Annotated in this window: 12 protein-coding genes; 9 read left to right on the top strand and 3 right to left on the bottom strand. The window is 59.0% G+C overall.

Annotation, left to right across the window (positions count from 1 at the left end):
• Positions 1 to 157 precede the first annotated feature (157 nt).
• The 9 genes from tadA (at position 158) to OKC28_RS13755 (ending at position 11231) form a co-directional block, all read left to right on the top strand.
• Positions 158 to 682 (top strand): tRNA adenosine(34) deaminase TadA, encoded by a 525-nt coding sequence (gene tadA, locus OKC28_RS13795; protein ID WP_174218893.1) that lies wholly within the window; start codon positions 158 to 160, stop codon positions 680 to 682.
• A 206-nt stretch (positions 683 to 888) separates the two neighbouring features.
• Positions 889 to 3126 carry an ABC transporter permease subunit gene (locus OKC28_RS13790; RefSeq protein ID WP_270689790.1) on the top strand — a complete coding sequence of 746 codons (2238 nt, stop codon included), beginning with the start codon at positions 889 to 891 and terminating at the stop codon, positions 3124 to 3126.
• Between the two features lie 17 nt (positions 3127 to 3143).
• The gene (gene pstA, locus OKC28_RS13785; protein WP_099993822.1) at positions 3144 to 4793 is read left to right on the top strand and encodes a phosphate ABC transporter permease PstA; all 1650 of its coding nucleotides are present in this window, start codon (positions 3144 to 3146) and stop codon (positions 4791 to 4793) included.
• Positions 4794 to 4920: 127 nt separating this feature from the next.
• The gene (gene pstB, locus OKC28_RS13780) at positions 4921 to 5739 is read left to right on the top strand and encodes a phosphate ABC transporter ATP-binding protein PstB (protein WP_270689788.1); all 819 of its coding nucleotides are present in this window, start codon (positions 4921 to 4923) and stop codon (positions 5737 to 5739) included.
• Positions 5740 to 5840: 101 nt separating this feature from the next.
• Entirely contained in the window at positions 5841 to 6551 is a 711-nt protein-coding gene (gene phoU / locus OKC28_RS13775) for a phosphate signaling complex protein PhoU (protein WP_011898554.1), read from the top strand.
• A gap of 189 nt (positions 6552 to 6740) precedes the next feature.
• Positions 6741 to 8060 carry a hemolysin family protein gene (locus OKC28_RS13770; protein ID WP_021139220.1) on the top strand — a complete coding sequence of 440 codons (1320 nt, stop codon included), beginning with the start codon at positions 6741 to 6743 and terminating at the stop codon, positions 8058 to 8060.
• An 18-nt stretch (positions 8061 to 8078) separates the two neighbouring features.
• Positions 8079 to 8618: a hypothetical protein gene (locus tag OKC28_RS13765; protein ID WP_005320140.1), complete on the top strand. Its 540-nt coding sequence runs from the start codon at positions 8079 to 8081 to the stop codon at positions 8616 to 8618.
• Positions 8619 to 8918: 300 nt separating this feature from the next.
• Positions 8919 to 9821 carry a homocysteine S-methyltransferase family protein gene (locus OKC28_RS13760; protein ID WP_270689785.1) on the top strand — a complete coding sequence of 301 codons (903 nt, stop codon included), beginning with the start codon at positions 8919 to 8921 and terminating at the stop codon, positions 9819 to 9821.
• Between the two features lie 9 nt (positions 9822 to 9830).
• On the top strand, positions 9831 to 11231 hold the full coding sequence (locus OKC28_RS13755; RefSeq protein WP_270689783.1) for a basic amino acid/polyamine antiporter: 1401 nt from the start codon (positions 9831 to 9833) through the stop codon (positions 11229 to 11231).
• A 71-nt stretch (positions 11232 to 11302) separates the two neighbouring features.
• On the opposite strand, the gene OKC28_RS13750 is transcribed toward OKC28_RS13755, so the two are convergent.
• The 3 genes from OKC28_RS13750 to OKC28_RS13740 form a co-directional block, all read right to left on the bottom strand.
• Positions 11303 to 12142: a sterol desaturase family protein gene (locus tag OKC28_RS13750; protein ID WP_270689816.1), complete on the bottom strand. Its 840-nt coding sequence runs from the start codon at positions 12140 to 12142 to the stop codon at positions 11303 to 11305.
• Between the two features lie 280 nt (positions 12143 to 12422).
• Positions 12423 to 13172 (bottom strand): amino acid ABC transporter ATP-binding protein, encoded by a 750-nt coding sequence (locus OKC28_RS13745; protein ID WP_005320136.1) that lies wholly within the window; start codon positions 13170 to 13172, stop codon positions 12423 to 12425.
• Complete coding sequence (locus tag OKC28_RS13740) at positions 13156 to 14115, bottom strand: amino acid ABC transporter permease (RefSeq protein ID WP_005320135.1); 960 nt, start codon at positions 14113 to 14115, stop codon at positions 13156 to 13158. The genes OKC28_RS13745 and OKC28_RS13740 overlap by 17 nt, the downstream gene beginning before the upstream one ends.
• Positions 14116 to 14149: the final 34 nt, after the last annotated feature.

The following is a 14149-nucleotide window of genomic DNA, read 5'->3' as shown; positions in this document are numbered from 1 at the left end:
GGCGCCAGCAACCGCAGGTGTGGTGCCTGTTCCAGGCGCAGGCAAGCGCTGATGAGCGCAGTCACATGCAGGGCAAGCCGTCATGAACAACCAATCGGTCATGAACAACCAATAGAGAGAGGAGCAAGGGGTGGAACCATCAGCAGCCGCAGTATCCCTGAGCCAGACAGCACAACAAGCAGAGCAGGATGAGCGCTGGATGCGCCATGCCATGGCACTGGCCGCCCGGGCCGAGGGGATCGGCGAGATCCCGGTCGGTGCCGTGCTGGTGCTGGGGGACGAAGTGGTCGGTGAGGGGTGGAATCGCTCCATCAGCGAGCATGATGCGTGTGCCCATGCGGAGATCATGGCGATCCGTGCAGCCGGTGCCCGACTGGAAAACTACCGTCTGATCGATACGGTGCTTTATGTGACGCTGGAACCTTGCTGCATGTGCGCCGGTGCCCTCATTCACAGCCGGGTCAAACGGGTGGTGTTCGGGGCGCGGGATCTCAAAACGGGAGCGGCAGGTTCCGTATTCGAGATTTTGCAGGACCCGCGCCATAACCACAGAGTGTCGTTGACGGAGGGGGTACTGGCAGATGCCTGCTCGGCCCAGCTCTCGGCCTTCTTCAAGCGCCGCCGCGCCGAGAAAAAGGCTGCCAGACAGGCATTGCAGCAAGCGACCGACTCTTCTTCTTGATGCAAGTGGGGGAGACTTTTGCCGCTCCCGCTTCTCACCATCCAATATATTTTCATATAAAACAGTTGGTTGAATCTGTTTCTTGCCGAAAAGTGCCGCCATTTCCTTCTTCGAAAATAAGCTCTGCTCAAGGGGCTTTGATGTAACAAAACTGTCATGCAACCGCCATATAATGCCGCCAAGCCTAGCTCACATTGAGGTTTTGCATGTCATCGGAATCGATCAACCTGGTCATGGCGGGCAGTAGAAAACGCCGGATCAAGGATAAGTTGGCCAAGTTCGGGGTCACCACAGGCGGTGCCCTGGTGCTGGTGGCCTTGTTGCTCATTTTTTTCTATCTGCTGTATGTGGTGAAACCTATTTTCAATGGCGCCACCATGGAGCCGACCGCATCGTTTACCCTGCCCATTGCGGGCAAGACTGCCTGGCTCGGGATGGAGGAGCAGAACGAGATTGGCTATCGCTTCAGCGATAAGGGGCTGGTCAACTTCTTTGCTCTTCAGGGAGATGGCAAGGTCAAGGTGGGACAAGCCATTGGTCAGGCCCAGGTTGCCGGTGACATCACGACTGTCACCAGCCCGGCGCCGGGTCAGAAGCTCATCGCCTACGGTTTTGCCGATGGCAAGGCTCTGGTCATGGAGCCCCATTTCAAGGTGTCCTACCCCAATGACGTGCGGGTCATCGAGCCCAGCCTGAGATATCCCTTCGGCGAAGAGCCGGTAGTGATCGATCCCCAAGGCAAGGCGCTGCAGTTCATGGTATTCGAAGCCACCAAGGACAAGATGGCCACCGCCGCCGTGACCGAAGATGGTCGCGGCGTGATGACGGTGATGAGCGGCGAGGAGAACTTCATCTCCGGCGACGTGGAGTGGAGCGCCCAGAACTACAGCATTCCTTCTCTGCCGAGCCATGTGGATCAGATGCTGCTGACCCCCAACTTGCGCATCCTGTTTGTGCGTGAGGGCAACCGCCTCTCTGTCTACGACATCCACAACCTCAATAATATCGCCCTGCGCAACGTGCTGGAGATCAACGCCCCCAATGCCAATGTGACCCGGATTGAGCTGCTCGCCGGTGCCTCCTCTTTACTGGTGGGCAACGACAACGGTGTCATCTCCCAGTGGTTCGAAGTGGCCAAGGATGGCAAGCGTCAGTTCACCCAGATCCGTGATTTCAAAGGCGATGGCCCTGTGGATCTGCTGACCCCGGAGCACTTTCGCAAGGGCTTTGTCAGCGCAGGCAAGGATGGCACCATCAGCTTCTTCCACGCCACCGGCGAGAGCAAGCTGCTGAGCGAGAAGATAGAGGGGGGCGCACTGTTGGCGCTGGCCATCTCGCCCCGCCACAACGTGCTGCTGATGCAGCAGGACGATACCTTCAAGCTGTTTGCGGTCGAGAATGATCACCCTGAAGTGACCTGGTCTGCCCTGTGGCAAGAGGTGTGGTATGAAGGCTACCCGGAGCCCATGTATGTGTGGCAATCCACCTCTGCCAGCAACGATTTCGAAGCCAAGCTGAGCCTGATCCCCATTTCGTTCGGCACGCTGAAGGCGGCATTCTACGCCATGATGTTTGCGGTCCCGCTGGGGGTCGCCGGCGCCATCTATACCGCTTATTTCATGTCTGCCGGCATGCGCAAGTTTGTCAAGCCGACCATAGAAATCATGGAGGCACTGCCAACCGTTATCCTCGGTTTTCTGGCTGGTCTGTGGCTGGCACCCATTGTCGAGGATTACCTGCCAGGGATCTTCATGATGCTGGTGATGCTGCCGATGGGGATGTTGCTGGCCGCCCTGGCCTGGCATCTGCTGCCGGGCAAGCTCAAGCAGTGCGTGCCGGAAGGGAGCCAGGCTGTCTTGCTGATCCCCGTGGTGCTGCTGGTCGGCTGGTTGTCGTTGACCCTGAGTCCTGTGGTGGAAAATGCCTTCTTTGGCGGGGATACCCGTAGCTGGCTGACCCATGAAATGGGGATAAAGTTTGACCAGCGCAACTCCCTGGTGGTTGGTATCGCCATGGGCTTTGCGGTCATCCCCACCATCTTCTCCATCGCCGAAGACGCTGTCTTCTCCGTGCCTAAGCATCTGACTCAAGGATCGCTGGCACTGGGTGCCACTACGTGGCAGACACTGAGCCGTGTGGTGATCCTCACCGCCAGCCCGGGCATCTTCTCGGCAGTGATGATGGGTCTTGGCCGCGCCGTGGGCGAGACCATGATAGTGCTGATGGCGACCGGCAATACCCCCATCATGGACTTCTCCATGTTCCAGGGACTGCGAACCCTGGCTGCCAACATAGCGGTGGAGATGCCGGAATCGGAAGTGGGCAGCTCCCACTACCGGGTACTGTTCCTCGCGGCCTTCGTACTGTTTGTGTTCACCTTTTTCTTCAACACCCTGGCCGAGTTCGTGCGTCAGCGGTTGCGTGAAAAATACAGCTCCATGTAACGGGCAAGGAATCGACAATGGGTAAGTGGTTTAAGTCAGGGGCCCCCTGGATCTGGATGACAGGCGGTGCAGTCAGCCTGAGTCTGGTGGCGGTACTGGGTCTGTTGCTGCTCATCGGCTGGCGTGGTCTGATCTATTTCTGGCCTCACCCCATCTATGAGTGGCAGATCCAAGATGTCAGCGGCAACAAGAGCGTCTTGATCGGTGAAATCAATGACAGCGAGCTGGTGCCGGTGGAGCGGCTACGGGCTGCGGGTATTCCGCTGGAAGGTGAAGATCGCGAGGTGTTGACCCGCTATCTGGTCAAGACCGGCAACCGTGAGTTCGTCGACCTCGATTTCCGCTGGGTGCTGGAGACTGACATCAAGTCCCAGTCACTGCCTGCCGAGATGGCGGTGATTGAACGTACCACCAATGGTAACTTCTATGGTTATGTGGTGCAGGCCAAGGAAGATGGCGTGCTCCACGAGCAGGATCTGCACAAGGTACTCAAGAGGATGCTGGCTCGCAGCAACGGCCTCTCCGAGCAGGCCAGCAAGCTGCAAAAAGGTGCCATAGGATCAATCAACTACCAGTTGGAGAAGTTGCGTCTCAAAGAGCGCAAAGCCGAGCTCAATGATGAGCTGACCGATCAGCTTAAAGCCGAGCTGGTCGAAGAGCGCAAGGCACTCAACGACCGCTATCAAATATTGGAAAAGGAACTCTTTTCCCTGCGAGCCCAAGCGGATCGTGATGCCATCACAGTCAAGGACATGCGTGGTGAGCTGGTGACCATGCCCATGTCCAAGGTACTGGATGTGACCTGGCCCAACGCCATGGGGTTGCCTGCCAAGGTGGGCCACTGGTTCCATCAGATAGGCAAGTTCGTCACGGGTGAGCCTCGCGAGGCCAACACGGAAGGCGGTGTATTCCCGGCCATCTTCGGCACCGTCTTCATGGTGATCCTGATGGCGATCATCGTCACGCCCCTCGGTGTAGTGGCGGCGGTCTACCTGCACGAGTATGCGGGCAAGAACAGCCTGACCAAGCTTATCCGCATCGCTGTGATCAACCTGGCGGGTGTGCCCTCCATCGTCTACGGCGTGTTTGGTCTGGGCTTCTTTGTCTATACCCTGGGTGGCTCGCTGGATCAGCTGTTCTACCCGGAGGCGCTGCCAAGCCCGACCTTTGGCTCACCCGGTGTCATCTGGTCGGCACTGACCCTGGCCATCCTGACCCTGCCGGTGGTGATCGTCTCTACCGAAGAGGGACTGTCCCGTATTCCCAGCACCATCCGTCAGGGGTCGCTGGCGCTGGGGGCCACCCAGGCCGAAACCCTGTGGCGTATCGTGCTGCCCATGGCGAGCCCGGCCATCATGACCGGCCTTATCCTGGCGATAGCCCGGGCCGCCGGTGAAGTGGCACCGCTGATGCTGGTGGGGGTGGTGAAACTGGCGCCGACCCTGCCGATGGATGGCAACTTCCCGTACCTGCATGTGGAACGCAAGTTCATGCACCTGGGCTTCCACATCTATGATGTGGGATTCCAGAGTCCGAACGTCGAAGCGGCGCGGCCGCTGGTGTATGCCACCTCCTTCCTGCTGGTGACGGTGATCGTCGGCCTCAACCTGACGGCCATCGGCATTCGTAACCACTTGCGTGAAAAATTCCGGTCGCTGGAGCATTAATCCGGCGTCCTTGAGACAAGATCGAGAAAACAGATGCGCGGTTCAGAGAGTGCCGCCATCTGTCAGTAGCAATCATGGCGGTCGCTGGCAAGAGTCCGGCCACTCCAGACTGATTTTGAGGTAACAGATGATCAACGTATCGACCACATCCACTCAGCACACAGCGCTGGACCTGCTCAACCTGACCCCGGAGCAGACAGCGCTGGAGGTGAAGGATCTCAACCTCTACTACGGCAACAAGCAGGCGCTGTTCAACGTCAACATGAAGATCCCGAAAGGGCAGGTGACGGCCTTCATAGGTCCGTCCGGCTGCGGCAAGTCGACCCTGTTGCGCTGCATCAACCGGATGAATGATCTGGTGGAGATCTGCCGCATCGAGGGTGAAATCCAGCTGCACGGCCACAACATTTATGACAAGGGAGTGGATGTCTCCGCCCTGCGTCGTCAGGTCGGCATGGTGTTCCAGCGTCCGAACCCCTTCCCCAAATCCATCTACGAGAACGTGGTTTATGGTCTGCGGCTGCAGGGCATCAACGACAGACGCACCCTGGACGAGGCCGCCGAGCGTTCACTGCGTGGCGCTGCCTTGTGGGAAGAGGTGAAGGATCGACTGCATGACAATGCATTCGGTCTCTCCGGTGGTCAGCAGCAGCGTCTGGTGATTGCCCGGGCCATCGCCATCGAGCCGGAAGTCTTGTTGCTGGATGAACCCACCTCGGCCCTCGACCCGATTTCGACGCTTACCATCGAGGAGCTGATCAACGAGCTCAAGAGCCAGTTCACAGTGGTGATCGTGACACACAACATGCAGCAGGCTGCGCGAGTGTCGGATCAGACGGCGTTCATGTACATGGGCGAGCTCATCGAATATGCGGACACCAACACTATCTTCACCACACCGGCCAAGAAAAAGACCGAAGATTACATCACGGGTCGCTACGGCTAAGGCAAGGTTGGTGCAATAAGGTGATTGATATGAACAGCAAGCAACAGATTACCGGCCAGTTCAACGGCTAAGGCATAATCGGAGCATCAAGGATTATTTGTATGGACAATATGAACCTCAATAAACACATCTCCGGTCAGTTCAATGCCGAGCTTGAGAATGTGCGCAATCAGGTGCTGGTGATGGGCGGTCTGGTGGAGCAACAGCTTACCGACGCCATTGCCGCCATCCACGATCAGGATCTGGATGCGGCGCGCAAGATAGTGGCCAATGACCACAAGGTCAACGCCATGGAAGTGGCCATCGACGAAGAGTGCACCCGCATCATCGCCAAGCGTCAGCCCACAGCGTCCGACTTGCGTCTGGTGATGGCCATCATCAAGACCATCACGGATCTGGAACGCATCGGCGACGTGGCGGACAAGATAGCCCGCATGCTGACCGACAACGCCAACAAGCCACAGCCGCCGCTGGTGTCCCTCGAGAACATGGGGCGCCGCACCATCAAGATGCTGCACGACGTGCTCGATGCGTTTGCCCGCATGGATCTGGAGGCGGCCATCGCCGTCTACAAGGAAGATGACAAGGTAGATCGGGAGTACGAGTCCATCATCCGCGAGCTGATGACCTACATGATGGAGGATCCGCGCACCATTCCCCAGGTACTCAACGTACTGTGGGCGGCGCGAGCCATCGAGCGGGTCGGCGATCGCTGCCAGCACATCTGCGAGTACATCGTTTACTACGTCAAGGGCAAGGACGTTCGCCACACCAAGGCTGACGAGCTGAGCGATCTGCTTGGCAAGAGCTGATGAAATGAATAAAAAGGCGCGTTTCGCGCCTTTTTTGTTGCACTGCATGTCAGAGCAAGATATCGCCACCCGGATGGCGGTTTTCTGCTAGAATATGCCCCCTGTGTGAGTCTCGGATGGACTCACGGTCTGGTCTCCCAGGCCCAGTTTGCCGTCTTGTGCTAAGGCGGGTGTAGCAATAGGTTAATCATGAGTTTTGCCGATAGTATATTTCTTCTGATGCTGCTGGTTGCCGGCAGTGTGTTCTTCTCCCTTTCCGAGATCTCCCTTGCCGCCTCCCGCAAGATCAAATTGCAGGTGATGGCCGATGAGGGGAACCGCCATGCCGCCAAGGTGTTGGCGCTGCAGGCCCAGCCGGGTAATTTCTTTACCGTGGTGCAAATTGGCCTCAACACTGTCGCCATCCTGGGCGGTATCCTGGGCGAGTCTGCCCTGAATCCGGCCATCAAGGAGTTCATCTCCAGCTTCTATCAGGGCCCCTGGCTTGGCCAGATAAGTTCTGCCGCCTCCTTCGTGTTCGTCACTGGCATGTTCATCCTGATAGCAGACCTGATGCCCAAGCGCCTGGCCATGACCATGCCGGAGCGGATCGCTGTTGTGGTGGTACGCCCCATGCTGCTGTGCGTGACCCTGCTGATGCCGCTGGTGTGGTTCTTCAATGGCATGGCGAATGCGTTGTTCCGTCTGCTGCGGGTCTCCATGATACGCAATGACGAGATCACCTCCGACGATATCTATGCAGTGATGGATGCGGGCGCTGAGGCGGGCGTTATTCAGCGCGAAGAGCATCAGCTCATCGAGAACGTGTTCGAGTTGCAGTCCCTCGGCGTGACCTCCGCCATGACGGCGCGGGAGAGCCTGATTTACTTCACCCTGCAAGAGGGTGAAGAGAGTATCAAGGCCAAGATCGCCGAGCACCCCCACAACAAGTTCCTGGTCTGTGACCACAACCTCGACAGCATCAAGGGCTTCGTCGATGCCAAAGAGTTGCTGATCCGCGTCATCAGCGGCCAGAGCATAGATCTCAACAGCGGCTCCCTGGTGCAGAACGTCATCATCATTCCCGATACCCTCAACCTCTACGAGGCGATGGAATACTTCAAGAACCACAGGGGTGACTTCGCCGTTGTGATGAACGAGTACGCCCTGGTTGTGGGGATAGTCACCATGAACGATCTGATGAGTACCGTCATGGGTGAGTGGGCCACCCACGTAGTGGAAGAGCAGATTGTGCAGCGGGATGAAAATTCCTGGCTGGTGGATGGCGTGACCCCCATCTCTGACGTGATGCGTGCTTTCGACATAGAGGCGTTTCCGGATAGCCAGAACTACGAGACTATCGCCGGTTTCATCATGTTCATGCTGCGCAAGATCCCCAAGCGTACCGACTCGGTCAAATACGCGGGCTACAAATTTGAAGTCGTGGATATCGACAGCTACAAGATCGACCAGCTGCTGGTCACTCGGGTTGAACCCATAGTGACCGACAAGTCCGCTCAGGAATCGTAAAGGAGCTACCAAGGAGTCATGAAGATGCAGTCTCATTCCCGTGCGCTGGCCTGTGTGGCGCTTGCCCTGGCGCTGGGCGCTTGCAGTCAGAGCGCCCCCCGCAAGGCGGTTGTCGTTGCCAAACCGGTTGCCGCCAAGGCAGAAGTTGTGCCGCAATCCGATCCCGATGCCGTGGTACAAAGCGCCGTAGTGGAGCCAAGTCCGGTCTTTGATGAGGAGTACCACGGCCCGGATCAGGGATCCCTGGAGTCGGTAACCGCCCTGTTTGCCCGTGGTTACATCGAGTCTGCCATGCGTGAAACCATGCTGGCGGCGGTGCACAGCGACTATCCGCTGCTCGGCATGCGGGATGTGCGGTTGACTGATCCTGTCTCCAAGTTTCTCACCTCGACCCAGGCTGCCACCACGGCCCACGACTATCTCTATGCCGGTGTGCAGCGTCGTCTCGGTCGCCCTCTGAGCCCGGCCCAGTGGGCACAGATCTGGCAGGGATTGCCCCAGCAGGGGCGGGTCTCTGACTGGACCAAGCAGATCAAGCGAGTGCTGGCAGGGCGTTAAACCGCCAGCTAACCAGACAGCAGTGAGGCCACCCTTGGGTGGCCTCACTCATTTCTACCTTTCCTCATCTTTGCGTTCTGATTTCTGTTGATACCGATTGCCGCCTGCACTGCTTTGCTTTATCTTGTTTTAGCCGTCTAAACATCTATATGTTTTTATGGCTGGTGTTGATAGGGATGCCTCACCACCATGGGCCCGGCGACGCACAGCCGCAGAGCAACGCTAAAGAGTGCATGGCAGCGCAAAAAAGCTGCAAATCGACAAAACAGACAAACACAGAACAACAAAGAGACACGACAGATGGAAACACAGGCATTGTGGGTACTTGATGGTGGCATGGGACGCGAGCTGGCACGGCGAGGGGCGCCATTTCGCCAACCTGAATGGTCGGCGCTGGCGCTGATGGAAGCACCACAGACGGTGCGCGAAGTGCATCAGGCCTATGTGGCGAGCGGTGCCCGTGTCATCACCACCAACAGTTATGCCCTGGTGCCGTTTCATATCGGTGCCGAGCGATTTGCCGCCGAAGGGGAAGCGCTGGCCGCGCTGGCTGGCCAGCTGGCGCGTGAGGTTGCCAATGAGCAACCGGGCTCGGTGCAGGTCGCAGGATCCTTGCCGCCGCTGTTTGGCTCCTACCGCGCCGACCTGTTCGAGGCGGACAGAGTGGGCGAGCTGGCCACACCGCTCATTCGGGCGCTGACGTCCCATGTGGACATCTGGCTGGCCGAAACCATGAGCCTGATTGCCGAGCCGCTGGCCCTCAAGGCGCTGTTGCCACAGGATGGCAAGCCGTTCTGGGTCTCCTTCACGCTGGAAGATGAAGCGCCGGGCTGCGAGCCTGCGCTTCGTTCCGGTGAGCGGGTGGCGGATGCCGTCACCGCACTGGCATCGGCCGGTGTGGACGCCATTCTGTTCAACTGCTGTCAGCCCGAGGTGATCGAGGCCGCGCTGACGGTGGCCGGTGACAGCTTGCAGGCGCTGGGTCGAGGGGATATTCGCCTCGGCGCCTATGCCAATGCGTTTCCGCCCCAACCCAAAGAGGCGACCGCCAACGACGGGCTGGACGAGATCCGCGCCGATCTTGGGCCGCTGGATTACCTCGGCTGGGCCGAGCGCTGGCGCGCCGTGGGGGCCTCTCTCATTGGCGGCTGCTGCGGCATAGGCCCCGAGCATATTCAGGCACTGGCCAGCCGGCTGCGCTAAGGAGAGCATATGAAAGAGAGCAAAATAGGCCTCTGGTCCCTCACTGCGCTGGTGTTCAGCTCCATGGTGGGGGCGGGCATCTTCAGCTTGCCCCAGAACATGGCCGAGGTGGCCGGTGCCCGCGCCGTGCTGATCGGCTGGGGCGTGACCGGGGTAGGTATACTGGCACTCGCCGCGAGTTTTCTCTACCTGTCGCGGCTAAGACCGGATCTCGATGGCGGCATTTACAGCTATGCCCGCGCAGGCTTTGGCGATCTGGTGGGTTTTTTCTCCGCCTGGGGCTACTGGCTGTGCGCCACCATAGGTGTGGTAGGTTACCTGGTGATCGCGTTCGCCGCCCTTGGCAGCTTCGTCGATACCCCTGAACAGATTTGGTTTGGCGATGGCAATACCCTGGCGGCCTTTATCGGCGAGTCCTGCATCCTCTGGGCCGTGCATCTGCTGGTGGCCCGTGGCGTGCAACAGGCCGCTCTGTTCAATCTGGTGGCAACCCTGGCCAAGAGCCTGCCGCTGCTGCTGTTCATCCTGTTCGCCTGCTACTGGTTTGACCCTGTGACCTTTGCGACGGATCAGGGGGGCAGCACGCTTGCTGTGCCGGTCTCCGAGCAGGTGCGCAACACCATGTTGATCACCCTCTGGGTCTTTACCGGCATCGAAGGGGCGGCCGTCTTGTCGGCCCGTGCGAGGAACAAGCGGGACGTGGGCACGGCCACAGTGCTGGGGGTAGTGCTGGCGTTGCTGCTTTATGTGCTCATCTCGGTACTGGCGCTGGGGATATTGAGCAGACCCGAGCTGGCGGCTCTGCCCAATCCCTCCATGGCGGGGCTGATGGCCCAGATGACAGGCTCCTGGGGCAAGGTGCTGATCAGTGTCGGCCTCATCGTCTCTGTACTCGCTTCTTACGTGAGCTGGACCCTGTTCTCGGCCGAGGTGCCCTACAGCGCTGCCCGCTACGGTGCCTTCCCGGCCATCTTCCGACGCCAGAATCGCAACGGCACCCCCATAGCATCGCTGTGGCTCACCAGCCTGACGGTGCAGGGCTGCCTGCTGCTGGTGTGGCTGCTCGGCAAGGGGTATACCAACCTGCTGCTCATCTCCACCTCCATGATACTGGTGCCCTATCTGCTGATCGGCCTGTTCCTGCTCAAGCTTTCCTTGAGTGGCGAGGGCAATGGCCTGATGCGGACAGTGGCACTGGTGTCGAGCGGTTATGGCCTCTGGCTGCTCTATGCCGCCGGTGTGGAATACCTGCTGCTCTCCTTGCTGCTGTACGGGCCGGGCTTGCTGCTGTTTCTCTACAGCCGCCGACAGCTTGGTGACCATCAGCGGCTCAGTGGTCGCGAACGACTGCTGGCCGGGATAACCCTGGTGAGCCTCATTCCCGCACTCTGGTCATTTGCCTCTCCATAAAGGGGATACGTGATCCTTGCAAAATGAGAGAGCGCCTTGGTGGCGCTCTCTTTTTTGCTTTGTTCCCTGGCTCAGGCGCTGTCGGGGCCGGCCGGTTTGCCAAACAGCACCTTGAGCTTCTCTGACCAGGGGAGATCACGGGCCTCGCGCAGCATGTCGCGCCACTCGTGGAAGGTGAGGGTGAGCGGATTGAAGCTGCGAACCGGTTTGGTGATGCCAAAGCGGCATGGCTCGGCGGGATCCTCTTCCACAAAGGTGCCAAACAGCCGATCCCAGATGATGAGCACGCCGGCGAAGTTGCGGTCTATGTATTTGGCGTTGCTGGCGTGGTGCACCCTGTGGTGGGAGGGGGTATTGAAAACCCACTCAAGCCAGCCCAGCTTGCCCACCACCTGGGTGTGAACGAAGAACTGAAAACCCAGGCTCAGCAGCACGGTCGCCACCACTGCCTGGGGCGGGAAGCCGATGAGGATCATGGGGATCCAGAACAGCCACATGCCCGAGACGGGGTACATCAGGCTCTGGCGAAAGGCGGTGGAGAGGTTGAGTCGCTCCGAGCTGTGATGCACCACGTGGGAGGCCCACAGCCAGCGCACATGGTGGCTGGCAAAGTGGAACAGCCAGTAACAGCAATCCTGCAGCAGGAACAGCAGCAAGATGCTCCAGACATTGAGCTCGATGTCAAACAGCCGCCAGCCCCACAGGGTGTCATACAGGTAAGCGATGGCGATGGCCGTCAGTGCGTCGCCCCCCTGATGCATCAGGGCCAGGGTGGTGTTGGCGAAGAGATCCTTCCACTGGTAGGTGGCGGTGGGAAAGGCCGCCCCGTGCTTGCGCAGGTAAAGCATCTCCCAGCCGACAAATGCCAAAAAGACGGGGGAGAGATAAAGCAGCAGCAGTTGCACATCCATGTCGAGCATCCGGTTTGACCAGTTGTATTCCAGCATACCGAATGGATTTAAAATTTCATTAACATATTGCACCGCCATCTGGTGACGGACTTATGGAAAGCATTAGGATAAGCATTTGTTTTCATGTGACAAATAAGATGGCTGTGAGATTTGGCAGGGACGAAGTACCTGGCCCTGTGTTGCTGCAGGATCCAGCCCTATTAAGATGGCAGGCCAAGTCCGTGCTGGAAAAACAGAGGGAGCCATGGGCTCCCTCTTCTGCTTTCTACGGCTGTCAGCGTCAGAGCACCTGACTCAGGAACTGGCGCAGGCGCGGGGAGGGGGGATTGTCAAAGAAGTCGGTGGGCTTTTCATCCACCAGCAGCTCGCCGTTTTCCATAAACAGTACCCTGTCCGCCACCTCGCGGGCGAAACCCATCTCGTGGGTCACCACCACCATTGTCATGCCCTCGCGAGCCAGCCCCTTCATGACGTCCAGTACCTCGCCCACCATCTCGGGGTCCAAGGCGCTGGTGGGCTCGTCAAACAGCATGATGCGCGGCTGCATGGCAAGCGCCCGTGCGATGGCCACCCGCTGTTGCTGGCCGCCGGAGAGCTGGGACGGATAGCTCTCGGCCTTGTTCGACAATCCCACTTTCAGCAGCAGGGCCTTGGCCCTGTCCCGCGCATCATTGCGCGACAGCCCGCGCACCTTCTGCGGGGCGAGGCAGATGTTGTCCAGTACGTTCAGGTGGGGGAATAGGTTGAAGGACTGAAACACCATGCCCACCTCTTCCCGCAGTTTGTTGACGTCACCCGGTTCAGTCAGGCAGATGCCATCGACCACTATGTTGCCGTCGTTGATGGTTTCCAGCTGGTTGAGGGTTCGCAGAAACGTGGATTTTCCCGAGCCGCTCGGCCCGACGATCACCACCACTTCCCCTTCGGCGACTTCCGTGCTGACGTTCTTCAGGGCGTGCACACCACCGGCGTAGATCTTCTCCACTCCGCTGGCTTTTATGATGGGATCAGGCTTAGTTGCTGCGTGCATATTTCACCTCCAGACGACGCACCAGAAAAGAGAGGGTGCCGGTCAACACCAGATAGAGCAGGGCCACGGTGAACCACACCTCGAACGGGCTGAAGGTGGAGCTGACCACCTCACGCCCCGCCTTGGTGAGATCCGTGATGGAGATGACAGACACCAGGGAGGAGTCCTTGATGAGGTTGATGAACTGGCCTGCCAGCGGCGGCAGCACCCGCTTGAAGGCTTGCGGCAGAATGACGTAGCGCATGGTCTGGGCCGAGGTGAGCCCCAGGCTGCGGCCCGCTTCCATCTGTCCCTTGTGGATTGAGCTGATGCCGGCGCGCACGATTTCGGCCACATAGGCGCCGGTAAAGACGGCCAGTGCCGCCACCCCGGCGGTGAAACGGTCCAGGTTCAGCACAGTGCCGATAAAGAAATAGACGATGAAGATCTGCACCAGCAGCGGCGTGCCGCGAATGAGCTCCACATAGGTGACAGCCAGATTGCGCAAGGCCGGATTGGGGGAGAGGCGGGCCAGACCTGCCAGGGTGCCGAGCAGGATGGCAAACACCCCTGCCACCAGGGAGAGCTTGACCGTGACCCAGACACCCCAGGCGATGGGGCCCGCGGTCCAGGTGAGTTCGGTATCCAGGGTATCGCCCCGGAAAATGGTGTCCCCTTCGGTGACCTTCACTCCTGTGCTGGCGATGGCCTGTCGCTGATTGGGGTCGAGATCATTTTGCAGGAACAGTTTGCCCTGCTCGGCGCTGGTGGTGCCGGCGATCACTGTGCCGTCAAATTCGGCCAGGTTGTTCTGCTCCGCCTGATAGGCGATGTATTGGGGAATTCGCTCCCAGCGCCAGGTGTAATCCACGGACTGAACCGCTTTATAGATGCCGAATACGGCAGCCAGCAGCATCAGCAGGAAGACGCCGTGCCAGAGCAACTGGTTGGGTTGTTTTTCCATCTGTCTTGTTGGGTTGTGCACTGTCGCAACCTCT

The sequence above is a fragment of the Aeromonas sp. D3 genome, from assembly GCF_027705025.1.
In the GTDB taxonomy this organism is placed as follows: domain Bacteria; phylum Pseudomonadota; class Gammaproteobacteria; order Enterobacterales; family Aeromonadaceae; genus Aeromonas; species Aeromonas salmonicida.
Note: the sequence above shows the minus strand (reverse complement) of the source record. Positions and strands in the feature narration are given on the sequence as shown.

What these genes read in the sequence shown, in the direction of transcription:
- OKC28_RS13750 (WP_270689816.1), bottom strand. Translation starts at nt 12,142, where the DNA reads ATGGATGTGCAACTGCTGCTGCTTTATCTCTCCCCCGTCTTTTTGGCA.
- OKC28_RS13790 (WP_270689790.1), top strand. Translation starts at nt 889, where the DNA reads ATGTCATCGGAATCGATCAACCTGGTCATGGCGGGCAGTAGAAAACGC.
- OKC28_RS13755 (WP_270689783.1), top strand. Translation starts at nt 9,831, where the DNA reads ATGAAAGAGAGCAAAATAGGCCTCTGGTCCCTCACTGCGCTGGTGTTC.
- pstB (WP_270689788.1), top strand. Translation starts at nt 4,921, where the DNA reads ATGATCAACGTATCGACCACATCCACTCAGCACACAGCGCTGGACCTG.
- OKC28_RS13745 (WP_005320136.1), bottom strand. Translation starts at nt 13,172, where the DNA reads ATGCACGCAGCAACTAAGCCTGATCCCATCATAAAAGCCAGCGGAGTG.
- OKC28_RS13740 (WP_005320135.1), bottom strand. Translation starts at nt 14,115, where the DNA reads ATGGAAAAACAACCCAACCAGTTGCTCTGGCACGGCGTCTTCCTGCTG.
- phoU (WP_011898554.1), top strand. Translation starts at nt 5,841, where the DNA reads ATGGACAATATGAACCTCAATAAACACATCTCCGGTCAGTTCAATGCC.
- OKC28_RS13765 (WP_005320140.1), top strand. Translation starts at nt 8,079, where the DNA reads ATGAAGATGCAGTCTCATTCCCGTGCGCTGGCCTGTGTGGCGCTTGCC.
- OKC28_RS13760 (WP_270689785.1), top strand. Translation starts at nt 8,919, where the DNA reads ATGGAAACACAGGCATTGTGGGTACTTGATGGTGGCATGGGACGCGAG.
- pstA (WP_099993822.1), top strand. Translation starts at nt 3,144, where the DNA reads ATGGGTAAGTGGTTTAAGTCAGGGGCCCCCTGGATCTGGATGACAGGC.
- OKC28_RS13770 (WP_021139220.1), top strand. Translation starts at nt 6,741, where the DNA reads ATGAGTTTTGCCGATAGTATATTTCTTCTGATGCTGCTGGTTGCCGGC.